Origin of the sequence: Proteus sp. G4380 (assembly GCF_963885725.1) — a bacterium.
GTDB lineage: Bacteria > Pseudomonadota > Gammaproteobacteria > Enterobacterales > Enterobacteriaceae > Proteus > Proteus mirabilis.
The window spans coordinates 1-18,661 of record NZ_CAWPAV010000119.1 but is presented as its reverse complement, the minus strand read 5'-3'; the positions used below and the strand labels follow the sequence as shown (position 1 = coordinate 18,661).

16 protein-coding genes are annotated in these 18,661 nt (G+C 40.9%); 7 read left to right on the top strand and 9 right to left on the bottom strand.

What is annotated here, in order from left to right:
- Window positions 1-139 precede the first annotated feature (139 nt).
- Window positions 140-892, top strand: a complete 753-nt coding sequence (locus AACU98_RS10680; protein ID WP_004245378.1) for a M48 family metallopeptidase — start codon at window positions 140-142, stop codon at window positions 890-892.
- Between the two features lie 39 nt (window positions 893-931).
- On the opposite strand, the gene AACU98_RS10675 is transcribed toward AACU98_RS10680, so the two are convergent.
- Window positions 932-1,408, bottom strand: coding sequence for a MarR family transcriptional regulator (locus AACU98_RS10675; protein ID WP_017827052.1), 477 nt, complete (start codon window positions 1,406-1,408; stop codon window positions 932-934).
- Window positions 1,409-1,521: 113 nt separating this feature from the next.
- On the opposite strand from AACU98_RS10675, the gene AACU98_RS10670 reads away from it, so the two are divergent.
- Window positions 1,522-2,709: an MFS transporter gene (locus AACU98_RS10670; protein ID WP_004252729.1), complete on the top strand. Its 1,188-nt coding sequence runs from the start codon at window positions 1,522-1,524 to the stop codon at window positions 2,707-2,709.
- 11 nt (window positions 2,710-2,720) lie between these two features.
- Window positions 2,721-3,137, top strand: coding sequence for an aspartate 1-decarboxylase autocleavage activator PanM (gene panM, locus AACU98_RS10665; RefSeq protein ID WP_004248882.1), 417 nt, complete (start codon window positions 2,721-2,723; stop codon window positions 3,135-3,137).
- Here panM and AACU98_RS10660 read toward each other — a convergent pair.
- The 5 genes from AACU98_RS10660 to ftsY form a co-directional block, all read right to left on the bottom strand.
- Window positions 3,113-4,261 carry a glycerate kinase gene (locus AACU98_RS10660; protein ID WP_004248881.1) on the bottom strand — a complete coding sequence of 383 codons (1,149 nt, stop codon included), beginning with the start codon at window positions 4,259-4,261 and terminating at the stop codon, window positions 3,113-3,115. The two genes, panM and AACU98_RS10660, sit on opposite strands and share 25 nt — an antisense overlap.
- Before the next feature lie 94 nt (window positions 4,262-4,355).
- Window positions 4,356-5,210, bottom strand: coding sequence for an RNA polymerase sigma factor RpoH (gene rpoH, locus AACU98_RS10655; protein ID WP_004245383.1), 855 nt, complete (start codon window positions 5,208-5,210; stop codon window positions 4,356-4,358).
- Between the two features lie 341 nt (window positions 5,211-5,551).
- Complete coding sequence (ftsX, locus tag AACU98_RS10650; protein ID WP_004248880.1) at window positions 5,552-6,529, bottom strand: permease-like cell division protein FtsX; 978 nt, start codon at window positions 6,527-6,529, stop codon at window positions 5,552-5,554.
- The gene (gene ftsE / locus AACU98_RS10645) at window positions 6,522-7,187 is read right to left on the bottom strand and encodes a cell division ATP-binding protein FtsE (RefSeq protein ID WP_004245385.1); all 666 of its coding nucleotides are present in this window, start codon (window positions 7,185-7,187) and stop codon (window positions 6,522-6,524) included. Before ftsE ends, ftsX begins: the two co-directional genes overlap by 8 nt.
- 5 nt (window positions 7,188-7,192) lie before the next feature.
- Window positions 7,193-9,031, bottom strand: a complete 1,839-nt coding sequence (ftsY, locus tag AACU98_RS10640) for a signal recognition particle-docking protein FtsY (protein ID WP_161735894.1) — start codon at window positions 9,029-9,031, stop codon at window positions 7,193-7,195.
- 227 nt (window positions 9,032-9,258) lie between these two features.
- Between ftsY and rsmD the strand changes: the two genes are divergently transcribed.
- Window positions 9,259-9,843, top strand: coding sequence for a 16S rRNA (guanine(966)-N(2))-methyltransferase (gene rsmD, locus AACU98_RS10635; RefSeq protein ID WP_004252744.1), 585 nt, complete (start codon window positions 9,259-9,261; stop codon window positions 9,841-9,843).
- 17 nt (window positions 9,844-9,860) lie between these two features.
- Window positions 9,861-10,154: a DUF1145 family protein gene (locus AACU98_RS10630; RefSeq protein WP_004248877.1), complete on the top strand. Its 294-nt coding sequence runs from the start codon at window positions 9,861-9,863 to the stop codon at window positions 10,152-10,154.
- A 63-nt stretch (window positions 10,155-10,217) separates the two neighbouring features.
- Here AACU98_RS10630 and AACU98_RS10625 read toward each other — a convergent pair whose 3' ends face one another.
- On the bottom strand, window positions 10,218-10,622 hold the full coding sequence (locus tag AACU98_RS10625) for a DUF2500 family protein (RefSeq protein WP_036894141.1): 405 nt from the start codon (window positions 10,620-10,622) through the stop codon (window positions 10,218-10,220).
- Window positions 10,623-10,768: 146 nt separating this feature from the next.
- Here AACU98_RS10625 and AACU98_RS10620 point away from each other — a divergent pair, with 146 nt between their 5' ends.
- Together AACU98_RS10620 and AACU98_RS10615 are read left to right on the top strand one after the other, a co-directional pair.
- The gene (locus AACU98_RS10620; protein WP_004248875.1) at window positions 10,769-11,395 is read left to right on the top strand and encodes a lysoplasmalogenase; all 627 of its coding nucleotides are present in this window, start codon (window positions 10,769-10,771) and stop codon (window positions 11,393-11,395) included.
- A gap of 170 nt (window positions 11,396-11,565) precedes the next feature.
- Complete coding sequence (locus AACU98_RS10615) at window positions 11,566-13,956, top strand: zinc/cadmium/mercury/lead-transporting ATPase (RefSeq protein WP_017628206.1); 2,391 nt, start codon at window positions 11,566-11,568, stop codon at window positions 13,954-13,956.
- Between the two features lie 86 nt (window positions 13,957-14,042).
- On the opposite strand, the gene AACU98_RS10610 is transcribed toward AACU98_RS10615, so the two are convergent.
- Window positions 14,043-17,177, bottom strand: coding sequence for an efflux RND transporter permease subunit (locus AACU98_RS10610; protein ID WP_004252755.1), 3,135 nt, complete (start codon window positions 17,175-17,177; stop codon window positions 14,043-14,045).
- 25 nt (window positions 17,178-17,202) lie between these two features.
- On the bottom strand, window positions 17,203-18,342 hold the full coding sequence (locus AACU98_RS10605) for an efflux RND transporter periplasmic adaptor subunit (RefSeq protein ID WP_004245395.1): 1,140 nt from the start codon (window positions 18,340-18,342) through the stop codon (window positions 17,203-17,205).
- Window positions 18,343-18,661 lie beyond the last annotated feature (319 nt).

Sequence of the window (18,661 nt, the reverse complement as noted above, 5' to 3'; positions counted from 1 at the left end):
TAATTTTTTATAGCAGTAGAATAATATAATTGGAATATCCGCATATTGCACCACTAGATAAGCACTGCTATTCTTTTGCTCGCATTTAATGTGCAACTAATAATATTAAACTGCTAAGCAGAAAAGGACTTAATTGATAATGAAAATAAAACTACTTGCGACAGTGATGGTATCCGCGGCATTACTCTCTGGCTGTAAAAATCTTGATACTTCTATGTTAGCGCAATCAGGTACACAACTTTTCCAAGCGGCAACATTAAGTGATGACGATGTCAAAGCGCTAACTAATGATGCATGTAAAGAAATGGATGCTAAAAACAAAATTGCACCTGCAAATAGTAACTACACTAAACGCTTAAATAATATCGCGAAAGCGTTAGGTAATGAAGTTAATGGCACTCCAGTAAACTATAAAGTTTATCTCACTAAAGATGTCAATGCATGGGCGATGGCAAACGGCTGTGTGCGTGTTTATAGCGGTTTAATGGACATCATGACTGACAACGAAGTGGAAGGTGTATTGGGCCATGAAATGGGACACGTGGCATTAGGCCATACACGTAAAGCAATCCAAGTAGCACATGCCACCGTTGCGGCACGTACCGCGGCCTCTTCAGCGGGGGGAGTAGCAGCACAATTAAGTAGTTCCCAGTTAGCAGAAATGGGTGAAAAACTGGTTAATGCCCAGTTCTCTCAACACCAAGAAACACAAGCTGATAACTTCTCTTACGATCTGCTGAAAAAACGCGGTGTCAATACTTCAGGCTTAGTGACTGGCTTTGAAAAATTAGCTAAATTAGGTGGTAGTGATTCAAGCATGTTTGATTCTCACCCACCATCAAAAGAGCGTGCTGACAATATTCGTAACCGCATTGCCGAAGATAAAAAATAAACTTTATCGCCCCTATATTTAACCATATGGGGGTTTTCTTTATGCTTTTTCCTTGTGGCGAAAACGATTTGCAACATCAGCTAAAAAGCGTTTAATTGCCAGCCTTTCATTTTGATCATACTGTTCAAATAAGGTTATCCATTTTGCCTGAGATTGTTGATGTAACAATTCATGAGCGTGAAACAGCTTTTCCCCTTCAGTAGTTAAAATAAAAAATATCTCTTTTTGGTTATCCGCTAATTTTATTTTCTCAATAGCGCCTTTACTCTGTAAGCGACGACAAATTTTTGAGACTGCCCCACGTGTCATTGCCATATAATCACTGATCGTTGTGAGGTTGCGCATACTCTCTTCACCAATACAATGGATCACATGAAGCTCTGTGAGTGAATAATTTTCTACCCCCTTCTCTGCTAATACTTTCTTATGACCTTCATCATTATTCGCTTCTTTTAAGTGCAACAATTCACTTAAACCATTAAGCAATTCCTGTGTGGTTACTTGCTGTTTTGTCATTTTGTTTCCTTGGAAAAAATATTTTAAAAAATAATACCAAAACTATTTACAACAATCAAAATGTCGCTATTATCTATTTTGTTTCCATGGAAACAAAACTAAGAGGCAATATAATGAAATTATCAATCCGTAGTCTGTTTTACCTTGTTTGCTTTAGCGCTTTATTAGGCTCTCTAGCACAAAATATTTATACTCCTGTGCTGCCATTGATCCAGCAGCAATTTAATACCACATTATCACTGGTTAACCTTACGGTATCAGCTTTCACTTTTGCTATGGCTGTTATGCAGTTATGTTATGGTTCATTGATTGACAAATGGGGCAGAAAACCTATTTTGCTCAGTGGGTTAACAATTTCAATTATCGGCGCACTTATTTGTATATGGGCTAATTCTATTAACCTATTAATTTTTGGGCGAGTGATCCAAGCCATAGGTATCGCAGCCATCCCTGTTGTCGCAGCAACTATTTTAGGCGATCTCTATCAAGGGAATGAGCGTGCTAAAGCAATGGGAAGTTACCAAATGTTGCTAGCATTAGCACCAGCGAGTGGTCCTTTATTAGGCGGCTATTTAGCACAACATTATCACTACCAGAGTATTTTTGTTTTCTTAAGTATAGTGGGACTTGTTTTGCTGATTGCCCATCTGTTTTATTTACCTGAAACTCGCCCAGAACAAAAACAGTCCGTTAAAAGCTTATCTGCTATGCGACAAGTACTCGCCGCCCCAGAGGGTAAATCTGTTTTTGTGATAAGTTTTATGGTGTTTTATAACTACTTCTGCCTATTAGTATTTTTACCTTTAATTGCTTTTCACCTTTATCACTTAAATAGCAGTGAAATTGGTGGGCTTTATGTTCCTATGTCCATTGCACTGGTGTTAGGCAGTTACCTTTACCGTAAGGTTTGTCATTTGTTTAGCGCTGAATATGGTGTGATCATAACTTCATGTATAAACCTTGCCATGTTGTCGTTATTTGCCCTATTTTGGCAAATCTCATTACCAATAATGTTAATATTAACGGTGTTATATGGTCTCTCTTTAGGATTAACTATGCCTACACACACGACCTTATTAACCAGCCACTTTAGTTCAGTAAGAGCAACGGCAATGGGTATTTATAATTTTATCCGCTACTGTGGTATGGCAGCAGGGCCTATGGTCGCAAGCTATTTTGTCACCGATAATCATTATCAATATGTCTTTTATTCTTGTGTGATCTTAACAAGTTTGGCATTGTGTTTTGCCATCAAAACGCTACTTTCCACATTAAAACAACAACGACAAACCATCGACTAACAGGACATTTGATGAAACTAACCATTGAAAATCTGCCGCAGCTTTCAGCACAAGATAAAATAGATTTAGGGAAAATTTGGCAAGATAGTGAGTACCAAATGGCACTCACTGCACCAATCACCACAGAGCATGCTCTTTTTGTCGCCCGTTTTAACGGGCGATTGCTAGCGGCTTGTCGTATAAAATACCGAGCAAAAACAGCGCTTATCAGTGATTTTATGGTAAGAGAAGTGACTCGTCGTCGTGGTGTTGGACATTACTTACTAACACAATGCCTTGAAAAAAATCCAACCATTACACATTGGCAAGCTTTATTGAAAACAGGGCAAATCAACGATCCTGTAGCACAGGCTTTTTTAGCGCATCATCATTTTGCTACTTCATTACAGGCTGATACTTATGATTATTTCTGCAATGATAAAGCATAAAGCCTCGCTACATTATAAGCGGTTTCCTGTAAGTTTTGCTCAGCATTATCAAAGGCTTGTTGTAAAGTGGCAACACCGGGCAGGATAGAGAAAACCGCATCAATACCCTGCTGATGGACCACATCATAATCCGGTAAATAACCACCAACTAATGCAATCACTGGGCGATGGTATTTTTTAGCTAATTTAGCAACACCTATCGGGGTTTTACCTTGCGCCGATTGGCTGTCCATTCGCCCTTCGCCAGTTATGACCAAATCTGCATCGATTAACTGTTTTTCTAATTCAACAGCGTTAGCAACCAAATCAATACCTGGTGAAAGTGTTGCTTGCGTAAATGCCAGCAAAGGCAGAGCCAATCCTCCTGCTGCACCACTTCCTGCAATATTGATAAGAGTGCGTTGTGTCATTTTCTCAAGATAAGTACCAAAATGGTGTAGTGCGCTATCCAGTTGCTCAATATCTTGTTCTGTCGCCCCTTTTTGCGGGCCAAAGACTTTTGAAGCCCCCAATTCGCCACATAATGGATTAGTTACATCACAGGCGATCTCTATATCAACAGAGGCAAGTTTTGGATGTAGTTGATTGATATCTATAGAATGAAGTTGACTTAATGCATGTCCACCAAAAGGCAAAGATGTTCCAGACTTATCTTTAAGACCAAGACCGAGCGCTTGCATCATACCTGCACCGCCGTCATTTGTGGCACTTCCTCCTAAGCCTAAAATGATCTTTTTAACCCCCAAATCTAGTGCGGCACAAATTAACTCACCGGTACCATAACTCGTCGTTAAATTGGGATTGCGTTGAGATGAAGGGATAAGATGAAGACCTGATGCCTGTGCCATTTCAATCACGGCAGTAGTATTATCGCCTAACACTCCCCAAGTGGCTGTTACCTGTTTACCTAATGGATCACAAACTGGCGTTGTGATAAAACGACCATGGGTAGCATCAACTAATGACGTTACTGTACCTTCACCGCCGTCGGCCATAGGAATACAACAATAATCAGCATCAGGTAAATAACGTGAAAAGCCTTGTTTAATCGCCTCTGCCACCTCTTTGGCACTTAAGCTCTCTTTAAAAGGATCTGGGGCGATAACTATTTTTATCTCTTTCACGTCATATTCTCCGCGTATAAAAAAAGCGATATATCAATATCGCTTTTATATCATACTCTACAATCAGAGAGGTTGGATTGGCTTTAAAATGTGATTAATCTTCAATCGCTAAACGCAATTTTTTCATCGCATTTTTTTCTAACTGGCGAACTCGCTCAGCAGAAACACCATATTTATCTGCAAGCTCCTGTAAAGTTGATTTATTATCATCTTCTAACCAGCGAGCGCGGATAATGTCTTGGCTACGTTCATCCAGTGTTTTTATCGCTAAAGTCAGTCGGTCAGCTGCATGGTTATCCCAGTTATCTTCTTCAATACCATCAGCAAAGTCAGAAGATTTATCTTCTAAGAATAGGACCGGAGCTACAGGATGTGAGTCATCACTATCATCAGCACTCATGTCAAATGCCATATCTTGTGCCGACATGCGAGATTCCATTTCACGCACATCGCTCTCAGAAACCCCAAGCTCTTTCGCAACTAACTCGACTTCATCTTGGTTAAACCACCCTAAGCGTTTTTTGTTTTTTCTTAAATTAAAGAACAGTTTACGCTGTGATTTCGTTGTCGCGACTTTCACGATACGCCAATTACGTAACACATATTCATGAATTTCGGCTTTGATCCAATGCACGGCGAAAGAAACCAGTCTAACCCCAACTTCAGGGTTAAAGCGACGCACCGCTTTCATCAAACCAATATTACCTTCTTGGATAAGATCCGCCTGAGGTAAACCATATCCTGAATAACTGCGAGCAACATGAATAACGAAGCGTAAATGAGAAAGGATCAGCGTTTTCGCTGCTTCCAAATCGCCCTCGTAATGCAGCCGTTCAGCCAGTTCCTTTTCTTCCTCTGCCGTTAACATCGGATAGGAATTGGCTGCACGGATATACGCTTCAATGCTGCCTTGTGGAACCAATGCTAAGGATTGCATTTCTTTTGTCATTCAAATCCTCATGAAAATCAAATAGATAATTAATATTAATACTGTATGGTGAGCAGGAAGAACCTTCTAATAGTACTTAACAGGTCATCGTTGGTGGTAGATATTATGTTTTTACAACATTATTGACCAGCATAAAGACTAAAGGTTCATATCGCATCTATGTTTACATATCTTTGTACTTTACCAAGCAAACCGCAAATTCATCTATTAAAAATAGTACTCAATTCATCTAGGTTAAGTGTAGAACATTATTATGCCAAAGATAGGGGGTTGATAAAATGGCAAGGTTGCCATAATAATGCAACCCGCCATAATAAAAAGGAAAAAAGGGACTAATATGGCTATTCTGGTGTGAATTGACGTAAATGTTGCATGGTGGTCAACCAAGCAGCAAACCAGCCAATGGTCATCGAAACGAGGATCAAAATAACCGATTCATCAAAACCTAATCCAGATATTGAGAAAGTTGTTCCAAATACGGTCGCCGCTTGCGTAACGACATCAGATAACTTCCATACCAATAATGCAGAGAAAATAATCGCAAAAATAGCCCCGATAAAGCCGAGTACTAAACCCCAATTTAAAAAGGGACGCATGATAAAGCCATCAGTAGCACCAATTAATTTCATCACATTAATGGTATCACGACGACTGAAAATATTAAGACGAACACTATTACCAATAACCAATAGCAGTGCCACAATCATTAAGCTACCGATCACCATTGCGATTTGTCCAACTAATGAGGTTAAAGTAGATAACCGAGTAAACCAGCTATCGTCCATTCTCACTTCGTCAACACCGGCAATATTTGCCACTGCATCACGCAAATTAACCATTAATTGCTCGTCATTAGGATCCATAACAGGAGTCACAATCGCGACAGCGGGTAATGGATTTTCTTCTAGCATATCTAATGCGCTACTAAATCCAGACCATGAGCGAAACTCCACTAATGAATCTTGACGAGAAAGATAATTAACCTCTTCGACTTTATCTAATGCCTCGATATTTTTTATCGTTGCCTGCGCTAAGCTGTCATCTAGAGATTTATCAAGATAGACCGTCAGTTGCGGAGTGGGATACCACTGCTCTGCGGCTGTTGATACATTTTTCCAAACAATGTAACAGATACTAGGTAGTGTTAATGAAATCGCTACTACCATCACCGTTAAGAAAGAAGAGAGGGGTTGGCGTAAAAAGTCGGCCATGGTATTACGCCATGCATAACGCCACTGCTCACGGCGTCCACCACGTAATGCTTTTGTTTTCGCTTTTGGTGTTGGCATTGCCTTACGGGAGTGTTTTCCTTTAGCCATTTTGTCCTCCCACCATACGCCCTTGACCTAAGGTTAGAATACGGTAATTCCTGCGCTCTACAAGTGTCATATCATGCGTTGCCATTAACACGGTAACCCCCACGCGATTAAACTCTTCAAACAGACGCATAATGCCTTCTGAAAGTTCACCATCAAGATTCCCTGTTGGCTCATCAGCCAATAACACCGTGGGTTTATTCACAACAGCACGAGCTATTCCCACCCGTTGCTGTTCACCCCCTGAAAGCTGGATAGGGTAATTTTTCGCTTTATCAAGTAGTCCGACTTTATCCAAGGCGGCTGAAACTCGGCGTCGAATATCCTCTTCACTTGCGCCTGCAATAATCAAAGGTAGAGAGACATTGTCATAAACCGTTCTGTCCATCAGCAAATGGTGATCTTGGAAGATCATCCCTATTTGACGACGTAGAAAAGGGATCTCACTATTTTTTAGCCTACTGATATCATGACCAGCAAACCAAATAGCGCCATCACTTGGACGTTCTATGCCACAAATTAATTTAAGCAATGTACTTTTACCAGCACCAGAATGTCCGGTTAAAAAAGCCATCTCACCAGGGCGAAGATGAAAATCAACCCCCTGTAATGCTTGTCTTCCACCTAAATAAGCCTTGCTGACGTGTTCGAAGCGGATCATTACAACTACTCCTCGCGGGCAAACAGAGCCTCAATAAAATCGTCGGCCTTAAACGGACGTAAATCTTCAATACCTTCACCGACGCCGATATAGCGAATAGGAATACCAAACTGATCAGCGATAGAGAAGATAACGCCCCCTTTTGCAGTACCATCCAGTTTCGTCAAGGTTAATCCTGTCAGCCCAACCGTTTCATTAAACAATTTTGCTTGGCTAACAGCATTTTGCCCTGTACTGGCATCGAGTGTCAGCATCACTTCATGTGGTGCTTCCTCGTCTAATTTTTTCATTACACGGACGATTTTTTTCAGCTCTTCCATTAAATGAGATTTATTTTGCAATCGTCCCGCGGTATCCGCAATCAGAACATCGACACCTTTTGCTTGCGCCGATTGAATAGCATCAAAAATAACCGATGCTGGATCAGCCCCCGTATGCTGAGCAATAACAGGGATATGATTACGCTCACCCCAAACTTGTAGTTGCTCAACTGCCGCTGCACGGAAGGTATCTCCTGCAGCTAACATCACCGATTTACCTTCAGCTTGGTATTGGCGGGCTAACTTACCGATAGTGGTCGTTTTACCGACCCCATTAACTCCGACCATTAAAATGACAAAAGGTTTTTTACCTTCAATATTTAATGGCTTATCCACTTTATTTAAAATATCGCCCATCTCTTCACGCAACTTACCATAAAGAGATTCAGCATCTTTGAGATCTTTACGACTAGCATGCTGAGTCAAACTGTTAATGATCTTGCTAGTGGTATCCATTCCCACATCGGCAATTAACAACTGCTCTTCTAACTCTTCGAAAAGCTCGTCATCAATTTTCTTACCGCGGAATAGCCCCATAAAACCGGAGCCTAAATTTTGTCGTGTTTTTAATAATCCCTTTTTCAAGCGAGAGAAAAAGCCTTCTTTTTTCGGTCTCTCTTGCTCTACGGGTTTATCGACTAATACCTCTTCGCGTAACGCGACAATATCTTCCGCTTCGGCTTGTGCTTGTGCAATACGCGCTTTTTCTTCAGCTTCAGCTTCTTGGCGTGCTTGTTCAGCTTCAAGTTGCGCTTGACGTTGGGCTTCTTCTTCGGCTAAACGAGTCTGCTCTGCACGTTCAGCAGCTAATCGTTCAGCTTCTGCTCTTTGCGCTTCTTGGCGTGCTTGTTCAGCTTCAAGTTGCGCTTGACGCTGGGCTTCTTCTTCAGCTAAACGCGCCTGCTCTGCACGTTCAGCAGCTAATCGTTCTGCCTCTGCTCTTTGCGCTTCTTGGCGTGCTTGTTCAGCTTCTTGCTGCGCTTGACGCTGGGCTTCTTCTTCGGCTAAACGTGCCTGCTCTGCACGTTCAGCAGCTAATTTTTCAGCTTCTGCTCTTTGCGCTTCTTGGCGTGCTTGTTCAGCTTCAAGTTGCGCTTGACGTTGGGCTTCTTCTTCGGCTAAACGAGTCTGCTCTGCACGTTCAGCAGCTAATCGTTCAGCTTCTGCTCTTTGCGCTTCTTGGCGTGCTTGTTCAGCTTCAAGTTGCGCTTGACGTTGCGCTTCTTCTTCGGCTAAACGCGCCTGCTCTGCACGTTCAGCAGCTAATCGTTCTGCCTCTGCTCTTTGCGCTTCTTGGCGTGCTTGTTCAGCTTCAAGTTGCGCTTGACGCTGGGCTTCTTCTTCGGCTAAACGCACTTGTTCAGCTTCTAGTTGCGCTTGACGTTGAGCTTCTTCTTCGGCTAAGCGCGCCTGCTCTGCACGTTCGGCCTCTAAACGTTGTTGTTCTTTCTCTTGTGCAGTATTTTCTTCTTTATTACGGCCAAATCCGAGCCACGAGAAAAAACCTTTTTTTTCTTTTGCCATTAGCTACTAAACTCCTCGCACTAAATCATGGCGCGATAACATTGACGATATTAAAAATAATAATGAAGTCTATCATTTGATCGAGGATAAACGCATCTTTTATACGAATTTTATGGTAAATTATTCGCGCTTAAATCAAGGTAAGTTATCAAGTTATCAACAAACTTGTTCCTTGAAACATTAAAACACGCCAAAATTCACGCTTAAACGATATATATCAGAAAAATATGGCTAAGAAACCACAAAAAACGCCGATGGGACAAATCAGAATAATCGGAGGTAAATGGCGTGGTCGGAAACTTCCTGTGCTTGATAGCCAAGGATTACGTCCCACCACCGATAGAGTCAAAGAAACACTGTTTAATTGGCTTATGCCCGTTATTCAGGACGCTCGTTGCTTAGATTGCTTTGCCGGCAGTGGTGGGCTAGGTATTGAAGCACTCTCTCGCTATGCAAAAGAAACGACATTCATTGAGTTCGACCGTAAAGTCGCGCAACAAATTACTGCTAATTTAGCGCTGCTTGGCGCTGATAATGGGCATGTTATTCAAGATAGTGCGTTAAATTATCTAGCTAAACAAGGTACGGCATATGATGTGGTGTTTTTAGATCCTCCTTTTCATCAAGGTATGTTGGCAAACACCCTGCAATTATTAGAAAATAACCAATGGTTAGCCGAAGGTTGTTATATTTATATTGAAGAAGAAGTAAACGCACAGGTTTATTCTTTACCAGAAAATTGGCGATTACATAGAGAAAAAATCGCAGGCCAAGTCGCCTATCGTCTTTATATTCGCAATTTATCTGCTTAATTTGTTATGGAGCTGCTATGTTAATCTTTTTAGGTCGATTTTTAATGATCGGTGTGTGGGGATTTCTTTGTTTAAATCTTATTTCCCCATTCCCTAAACCTTTAAAGTACTTTATGGATATCGCATTAATCTTTATGGTGATTATGCACGGCTTACAAATTGCCATGTATAAAGCAGGCCAACCCGAAGATAAAAAACCTTCTGGCTTACTCCAATTTAAGATCTTCTTTTTTGGTATTTTTGAGCTATTGAGAATACAAAAAGAGTTGCGCAAAGAGTATCTAGAAAAACAAAAAAATAAAAACCAATAATCATCGTCTATTCAAGTCACTGGGGATAACACGCTAACTCCCCAGTTTCTTATGCTCTGACGCTTATTGAGCTGATGTTTTACTACTCTCATTATCTGGTGCATCGGTTTCAAACTGCACGAAACGACTACCTTGCATAAATAATCGCCCTTTCATCTCCAGCGCTACATTTGAGAAAGTGGTTTTATCCACACGTAAGATAATATCTTGCTGAGAGTCCGTTGTTAAACGAAAAGTCACTTGATAGTAATAGGTTGTTTCTGGCCCATTAATATCATTTTCTCTTGAACGTCGATCGTTTTTCGGTATTTGTTGCTTATCAACAACTTCTACCATATATAATTTAACGGGTGAATTATCATCACTGATACGCTGTTTTCTTTGCTCAAAAAAACGATATGTTGCGCTAGCGATAATGATAATCAGCACCGCGATACCTAACATTCCCGCTTTATTCATTACACTCATTCCTATTATCGTTATAAATTCACATTGTGCTTATCTGTAGTTAATTTTAATTAATACGCCAGTTTCTTCATTAATCGCTATTCTTAAATTATGCTTTCTGTTATGAATAATAAAAGAGTTCTCTATATAAGAATAAGGAAGATATTATGAGTTGGCCTTTTCTCGCTGTCTTATTTTCTGGGTGGCTTTATATCGATGCCGCGTATCGTGGCCCTAATTGGCAACGATGGCTATTCCGTCCTATTACACTACTACTATTACTCCTTTGGGCATGGCAAGTCCCTGAGCATAGCATTAATAGTTATCTTATTGTCGGCGCTTTATTAGCAACATTACTTTCTGATGTATTAAAAATGTTTGAAGGTAAGTATTTACTACCTTCTTTAGCCTTGTTATTCCTAAGTTATATTCTCTACCTAATTAGTTTTGCCTTACCATTACAAATCTCTTTTTATCTTCCTTTGCTTGGTTTTGTTATCGTTGCCGCAATTATCGTGTTAGCCATCATCTGGACTAAACTGGATAAATTTGCCATTCCTGTATTACTGACTTTATTAGCGGCTTTTGCGATGTTTTGGGTTGCAGGAGAGAAATTCTTCTACCTGAGCAACGACTACAACTTTTCTATCATGATAGGCTCACTATTGTTAGTAATTGCTTACTCTATTTGGCTTATCAACCGTTTCCGCTTCTCTTTTTCAGCCTCTAAAGGACTGGTAAGTGCCTGTTACTTTATTGGTCACTTCTTTATTGTTAGAGCCCTTTTTCTCTAAAACCTTGATCCCTTGTTTCTTTATCAATAGAAACAAGGGATTAATTGATTTAACAAATCCGCACTTTTTGACAATCAATACGCTCTGTTTATCTTGACTCTGGACTCTACTCCAAGCTGTAAAGTATCGGTAATTGATAAAACTGTACTTTGTTGAACGAGGAGAGGCGTATGTCTAAACACGCTCATCAACACGATAACCATAAACATACCGATGCTTGCTGTTCAAGCTCTCAATGCTGCTCTAATCAGGCAGATAATAGTAGTATGCACTCACATACTGAAAGTGGACACACTCATAGCAAAATCGATAAGAGTGATCCCGAATGTGAAGAAGAACATCATCATGGCCATCAACATGAGCATAATCATCACGCTCATGATGGTCATGATCATGCCCATGGCTGTTGTGACAGCAACGCCCCAGTCTCTAATGTAGAGCCTGAAAAAATTGCACAGCAACGTTTTAGTTGGAAAGTGCAAGGAATGGATTGCCCAAGCTGCGCGCAAAAGATAGAGACAGCAGTACTGAAAGTGGTCGGCGTTAAACAAGCGAAGATCTTGTTTGCCACTGAAAAACTGGTTGTCGATGCCGATACCGATTTACGTACTGATGTGATTAGTGCCGTTAAAAGTGCCGGTTTTGAACTATTTGATATCTCATCAGCGGGATCTCAGCCTCCTGCAAAACAAAGCCTCTTAAAAGAGAGCTCATTCGTCATTATCTTAGCGATTTTAATGGCGATAAGTTGGGGTGCCGAGTTTATTGATCCACAAGCAGGTCGCGCTGCCTTTATTGCAACGACATTAATCGGGTTATTCCCTATTGTAAAAAAATCGCTACGACTCATTCGTAGTGGTACCCCATTCGCGATTGAAACCTTGATGAGTGTTGCGGCTATTGGGGCACTGTTTATTAATGCCACCGAAGAAGCGGCAATGGTAATTTTGCTGTTTATGATTGGCGAAATGCTTGAGTCTTACGCTGCGGGTCGTGCACGCCGCGGAGTCAGCGCATTAATGGCTCTTGTACCAGAAGAAGCGGTGGTAATCAAAGAGGGTAAAAAACAGACAGTCCCTGTAGCTCAATTGCGCCCCGGCGATATTATTGAAATTGCACCAGGTGCGCGCTTACCCACAGATGCCGAATTAATTACTGCTTTTGCAAGTTTTGATGAAAGCGCATTAACGGGTGAATCTGTGCCGGTCGAACGTTTACAGGGTGAAAAAGTCGCTGCTGGCTGTTTATCTGTTGATCGCTCGGTGCAAATGAAAGTGGTCTCTGAACAGGGGCAAAATGCCATCGACCGTATTTTACAACTGATCGAAGAAGCGGAAGAGCGTAAAGCGCCCATTGAACGTTTTGTTGACCGTTTCAGTCGCTATTACACACCACTGATTATGCTGTTTTCCGCATTAGTGATCATTATTCCACCTTTGTTATTCGCTCAACCTTGGGAAACTTGGTTCTACCGTGGTTTAACACTGTTATTAATTGGTTGTCCTTGTGCTCTGGTTATTTCAACACCAGCCGCCATTACATCAGCACTGGCAGCAGCAACAAAACGAGGTGCCTTAATTAAAGGTGGTGCAGCACTTGAACAACTGGGCACAGTCAATACCGTTGCTCTAGATAAAACAGGCACATTAACAGAGGGTAAACCTCAAGTCACTGATGTCATAGCAAATGCAGGCTTTAATGAGAAAGAGCTACTGATGTTGGCTTCTTCTGTAGAAGTTGGCTCTCATCACCCTCTCGCAAAAGCCATTATTAATAAAGCACAAGAGCAACAAATTGATGTTGTGGAAGCCGATAATCGCAAGGCTTTAGCGGGTAAAGGGATTGAAGGTTATTTAAATAATCAGCATATTCTGGTCAGTGCCCCAACACAATTATCAGAAACCACACCATTATCTGCACAATGGCAACAACAAGTCGCTCGTCTTGAAGATGAAGGCAAAACCGTTGTCGTGGTATTAAAAGAAGATCAGTTCATTGGTGTGATTGCGATGCAAGATACATTGCGCAACGATGCTATCGAATCAATGAAAGTGTTGAAATCGATGAATATCAATGCCGTGATGTTAACCGGTGATAACCCAAGAGCAGCGGCTGCGATTGCACAAAAACTGGGTATGGATTTCCGTGCAGGATTGCTCCCTGAAGATAAAGTCACCTCAGTGATGGAAATCAGTCAAACACATAACACAATGATGGTGGGTGATGGTATTAATGATGCACCAGCAATGAAAGCGGCTACCATTGGTGTTGCGATGGGAAGTGGTACAGATGTCGCTTTAGAAACTGCCGACGCAGCATTAACCCATAACCGTTTAACTGGCTTACCCGAAATTATTCAGCTATCTCGTGCAACACGTAAAATTATCCGTGAAAACATTACCATAGCATTGGGTTTAAAAGCGATATTCTTAGTCACCAGTTTATTCGGTATTACTGGACTTTGGGTTGCCGTATTGGCTGACTCAGGAGCAACAGCTTTAGTGACCGCCAATGCCGTAAGACTATTAAAAGTTAAACTAAAATCTCCTCACCAAGATTAAACTAACCTAAAAATAAAACCCAAACCACAGTCATTGCTATGGTTTGGGTTATTTTAACGCTTAAATCTCACTGCGAGATAATTCTATTACTTATCTATTTCCTCAATACTCACATGTGCTTTTTTTCGTGAAAATAGTTTAACCACAAAGACATAGAACAGTGGTACAAAGAAAATAGCCAAGAAAGTGGATGCGAGCATACCGCCAATTACCCCTGTTGCGACAGAGTGCTGACTACCTTGCCCTGCGCCTGAAGCAAGTGCCATAGGTAATACCCCAAAAGTAAAGGCGAGTGAGGTCATAATGATAGGGCGTAGTCTCATTCTTGCCGCTTCTGCTGCCGCATCGATTAATGGTTTACCATCCTTCTCATAAAGATGTTTAGCAAACTCAACAATTAAGATGGCATTTTTCGCTGATAGGCCAATGGTGGTCATCAAACCTATTTGGAAATAGACATCTGAGGATAAACCTCGTAACAGTGTCGCGATAACAGCCCCTAAAATACCAAATGGCACCACTAAAGCGACAGAGAAAGGTACTGACCAACTTTCATAGAGTGCCGCTAAGCTTAAGAAAACAAACAGAATTGTCATCACATATAATGCAGGTGCTTGGTCTTGTGTTTGAATTTCTTCATAAGACAGACCGCTATAGCTTAGGCTGATTTCAGATGGCAATTGTTTCATAATATCTGCAATTGCCAGCATCGCGTCACCCGTACTGTAACCTGGCGCTGGTTCACCTAAGATCTCAATCGCTGATAGCCCATTAAAACGCTCTAATTTCGGTGGCCCCATATACCATTGTGTTGTTGCAAAGGCGTTGAATGGGATCATTTCACCGCGCTGATTACGAACATGCCATTTATCCAGATCGGTTGGCAACATACGCGCTGAGGCTTCCCCTTGTAGATAAACACGTTTAACACGACCTTCATCAATAAAATCATTTACATACATCGATCCCCATGCGGCAGATAATGTATCGTTAATATCAGATAAACGCAGTTGTAATGCTCTTGCACGCTCTTTATCAATCACAACACGTAATTGAGGTTCATCGTTTTTACCGTTCGGGCGAACATTAGTTAATACTGGACTTTGTGCTGCTAATTCGAGGAATTTATCACGAGCTTTAACCAATTCAGTATGGCCTAAACCCGCATTATCTTGTAAGTAGAAATCAAATCCCATCGCATTCCCCATCTCCATAATAGCAGGTGGTGGGAACGCAATAACCATACCATCACGGATAGAGTTAAAGTGTTGCTGTGCTCGTGCCACTAATGAGAAAACATCTTCTCCTTTTCCTTTACGCTCTGACCAATCAGCCAAGTTAACAAATGCCATACCCGCATTTTGACCACGACCTGCAAAGTTAAAGCCATTAACAGTAAATACTGTTTTAACCAGATGTTTTTCTTCGGTCAGTAAATAATCCCTAAATTCTGCCATGGTTTGTTCCATACGCTCAGCGGTACTATTTGCTGGCATACGGACTTCAATCATCACAACCCCTTGGTCTTCATTTGGTAAGAAGGCTTTAGGTAATTGCGTAAATAACCACCCTGTTCCAACGGTAATAATGAGGAAAATAAACATATAACGGCCTCGACGGTACAAGATATTGCGTACCCCCTTCTCGTAATAGTTAGTTCCTCTATCAAAGAAACGGTTGAACAGCCAGAAGAATCCACGACGTTTCTTCACCTTAGGTTGTGGCTTTTTCAATATGGACGCGCATAATGCGGGTGTAAATGTTAATGCGATAAGCACTGATAATGCCATCGCGACAACAATAGTCGCTGCAAACTGGCGATAAATAATCCCAGCCGATCCACCAAAAAATGCCATTGGCACAAAGACCGCTGATAAAACAAGACCAATCCCCACTAACGCCCCTTGAATTTGCGTCATCGAGAGAATGGTCGCTTCTTTTACCGAAATCGCCTGTTCATGCATGATCCGTTCAACGTTTTCAACCACAACGATGGCATCATCCACCAGCAAGCCGATTGCGAGCACCATGGCATACATCGTTAATACGTTGATAGTTAAACCTAATGCGGCTAATACACCAAAAGTTCCTAATAAAACAACCGGTATAGCCAATGTTGGCACCAAGGTTGCCCGAATATTTTGTAGGAACAGGAACATAACCAAGAACACTAAGATGGAAGCTTCGACAATCGTTCTTACCACAGAGCTAATGGACGATTTTACAGAAGGCGTTGTGTCATAAGGGAAAAGGGCTTTTACACCTTGAGGGAAAAACTGCGACTGAGCTTCCACAACCTCTTTTACTTTTTTAGACACATCAAGTAGATTAGCTCCGGGCGCTAAGCGCATAGCCATACCCGCAGACGGTTTACCATTGTATAAGCTTGAAATAGAGAAATTATCTGCCCCTACTTCGACTTTCGCTACATCTTGTAACAGAACTTGTGAGCCATCAAGATTCACTTTTAATAGAATATGGTTGAATTCATCTACTGATACCATACGTGATGAGCTGGTAATGGTTGCGTTTAACTCAACACCTTTTAATGCCGGTAAGCCCGCTAACTGCCCGGCGGACACCTGTACATTCTCATCTTGGATAGCCGCGGCAATATCTTTCGGCATCAGGTGATAATTGGTCAGTTTATCCGGATCAAGCCAAATACGCATAGCGCGTGGTGATCCCAATAACAGAATATCCCCCATACCATCAATACGAGAAATAGGATCTTTCATATGTGAGGCAAGGTAATTACCTAAATCAAAGGCATCTAATTTTCCAGATTCATCTACGAGGGCAACCACTTGCATAAAGTTAATCTGGAATTTCACTACCCTCATCCCTTGTCGTTGTACTTCAAGGGGTAACTTAGGAGTTGCTAATTGCAGTTTATTTTGTACCTGCATCAACGCAATATCACTATCCGTACCTTGTTCAAAGGTGGCGATAACTTCAAAGCTACCATCCGTATTACTATTTGAACTTAAATAACGGAAGCCATCTAATCCGCTAAGCTCTTGCTCAATAACTTGAACAACCGTGTCTTGCACTGTTTCAGCCGATGCACCGGGATAAACTGCGGTGATCATTATCGCTGGAGCTGCAATTTCAGGATATTGACTCACAGGAAGTTTTATTAACGACAATCCTCCTGCAATCATAATAACAATAGCCATCACCCACGAAAGTATTGGCCGATTAATAAAAAATCGAGACATAATAATGTATTACCTAAATGAAGACTTACTCTAAGGTGGTCTTTAATGAAATGTTGTTAGCAGGAACCGCATTGACTTTTACGCCCGGTTTTGCACGATGATGACCTTCTGTCATGATCCTATCGCCAGCTTGTAATCCCTGTTTTATGATCCATCCATTACCTTGTGGTTTTAATATTTCAACATCTCTTGCTTGTAATACTTGTTGTTGATCAACGATATATGTGATGGATTTACCACGGGCATCAAAGGTAATCGCTTGTTGTGGCACAACAATCGCTTTCTCTTGAGTTCCTTGCATAATGCGAGCTTTGGTATACATTCCTGGTAATAATTGGTGCTGTGGATTAGGGAATTTGGCGCGTAATGTCACTGAGCCTGTACTTGGCTCAACTTGGACTTCGGAAAAACTTAATGTACCGGTATAAGGGTACTGAGAGCCATCTTCTAAAAACAGCGTCACATCCATTTTATCTTCACTATCAGTGACGACACCTTGTTGGATCAGTGACTTTAATTTCAGTTGATTAGTAATAGGTTGAGTAATATCCACATAGATAGGATCAAGCTGTGTGATGGTCGCTAATGGCTGGCTTTGTCCACTACTCACTAATGCCCCTTCACTAACAAAAGAGCGACTGATTTTGCCGCTAATAGGTGATAAAACTTGGGTATAGCCAAGGTTAATCTTTGCTTGATTTAAATCGGCTTTAGCTTGATCAAGGCGTGAAACTACATCGTCATATTCTTGCTGACTAATGGCATTAGTGGCACGTAAAGATTTATAACGGGCAGCTAATTTTTTCACATTATCGTAAGCTGCTTGTGCTTTAGCTACCTGAGTTTCGTAAGGTTTTTTATCTATTTGATACAGTGGTTGATCTTTTTTAACATCACTACCTTCAGTAAATAGACGTTTTTCTAAAATACCATCGACTTGTGGGCGCACCTGTGAGACACGATAAGATGCCGTTCTTGCTGGCAAATCGACCGTTAATGGAAGAATTTCCTCTTTGACAGTATAGACTCCCACTTCAGGGATAGCAGGCTTGGTTGGCTGAGTCGATTGATCGTTACAGCCCATTAAGACAAAACTTACCATCATCACAGAAGTAAAAGGAATATTACAACCCTTTGTTTTAAATAAATGTTTTGTTTTTTTCATAGTTAGTGGAATTGTGCTGATAAAAAAAATACCGTACTCCCTATGCGAATGGTTTCCGGTACAACGAATTAATTAAGAACGTCATCTATTTATGGCTATTAAAATAAATAGTCTAAATATTAAATTAATAACACATACAGTTGAGATCCTTATTTATTAGAGGTTTTTGTATTTATTAATACGCTGTGAATAATGAACTTTTCAAGATATTTTAACAAGATTATAATTTATCAATATGTGGCATTTTCAATAAATGAAAACACATCTTATTGAAAATAAACAAATTAAACAAAATAAACCCTATTATAAAAAACACTAA

What these genes read in the sequence shown, in the direction of transcription:
- AACU98_RS10630 (WP_004248877.1), top strand. Translation starts at nt 9,861, where the DNA reads ATGTTAATCTTTTTAGGTCGATTTTTAATGATCGGTGTGTGGGGATTT.
- AACU98_RS10605 (WP_004245395.1), bottom strand. Translation starts at nt 18,342, where the DNA reads ATGAAAAAAACAAAACATTTATTTAAAACAAAGGGTTGTAATATTCCT.
- rpoH (WP_004245383.1), bottom strand. Translation starts at nt 5,210, where the DNA reads ATGACAAAAGAAATGCAATCCTTAGCATTGGTTCCACAAGGCAGCATT.
- AACU98_RS10615 (WP_017628206.1), top strand. Translation starts at nt 11,566, where the DNA reads ATGTCTAAACACGCTCATCAACACGATAACCATAAACATACCGATGCT.
- AACU98_RS10680 (WP_004245378.1), top strand. Translation starts at nt 140, where the DNA reads ATGAAAATAAAACTACTTGCGACAGTGATGGTATCCGCGGCATTACTC.
- ftsY (WP_161735894.1), bottom strand. Translation starts at nt 9,031, where the DNA reads ATGGCAAAAGAAAAAAAAGGTTTTTTCTCGTGGCTCGGATTTGGCCGT.
- AACU98_RS10610 (WP_004252755.1), bottom strand. Translation starts at nt 17,177, where the DNA reads ATGTCTCGATTTTTTATTAATCGGCCAATACTTTCGTGGGTGATGGCT.
- AACU98_RS10675 (WP_017827052.1), bottom strand. Translation starts at nt 1,408, where the DNA reads ATGACAAAACAGCAAGTAACCACACAGGAATTGCTTAATGGTTTAAGT.
- rsmD (WP_004252744.1), top strand. Translation starts at nt 9,259, where the DNA reads ATGGCTAAGAAACCACAAAAAACGCCGATGGGACAAATCAGAATAATC.
- AACU98_RS10670 (WP_004252729.1), top strand. Translation starts at nt 1,522, where the DNA reads ATGAAATTATCAATCCGTAGTCTGTTTTACCTTGTTTGCTTTAGCGCT.
- AACU98_RS10625 (WP_036894141.1), bottom strand. Translation starts at nt 10,622, where the DNA reads ATGAGTGTAATGAATAAAGCGGGAATGTTAGGTATCGCGGTGCTGATT.
- panM (WP_004248882.1), top strand. Translation starts at nt 2,721, where the DNA reads ATGAAACTAACCATTGAAAATCTGCCGCAGCTTTCAGCACAAGATAAA.
- ftsE (WP_004245385.1), bottom strand. Translation starts at nt 7,187, where the DNA reads ATGATCCGCTTCGAACACGTCAGCAAGGCTTATTTAGGTGGAAGACAA.
- ftsX (WP_004248880.1), bottom strand. Translation starts at nt 6,529, where the DNA reads ATGGCTAAAGGAAAACACTCCCGTAAGGCAATGCCAACACCAAAAGCG.
- AACU98_RS10620 (WP_004248875.1), top strand. Translation starts at nt 10,769, where the DNA reads ATGAGTTGGCCTTTTCTCGCTGTCTTATTTTCTGGGTGGCTTTATATC.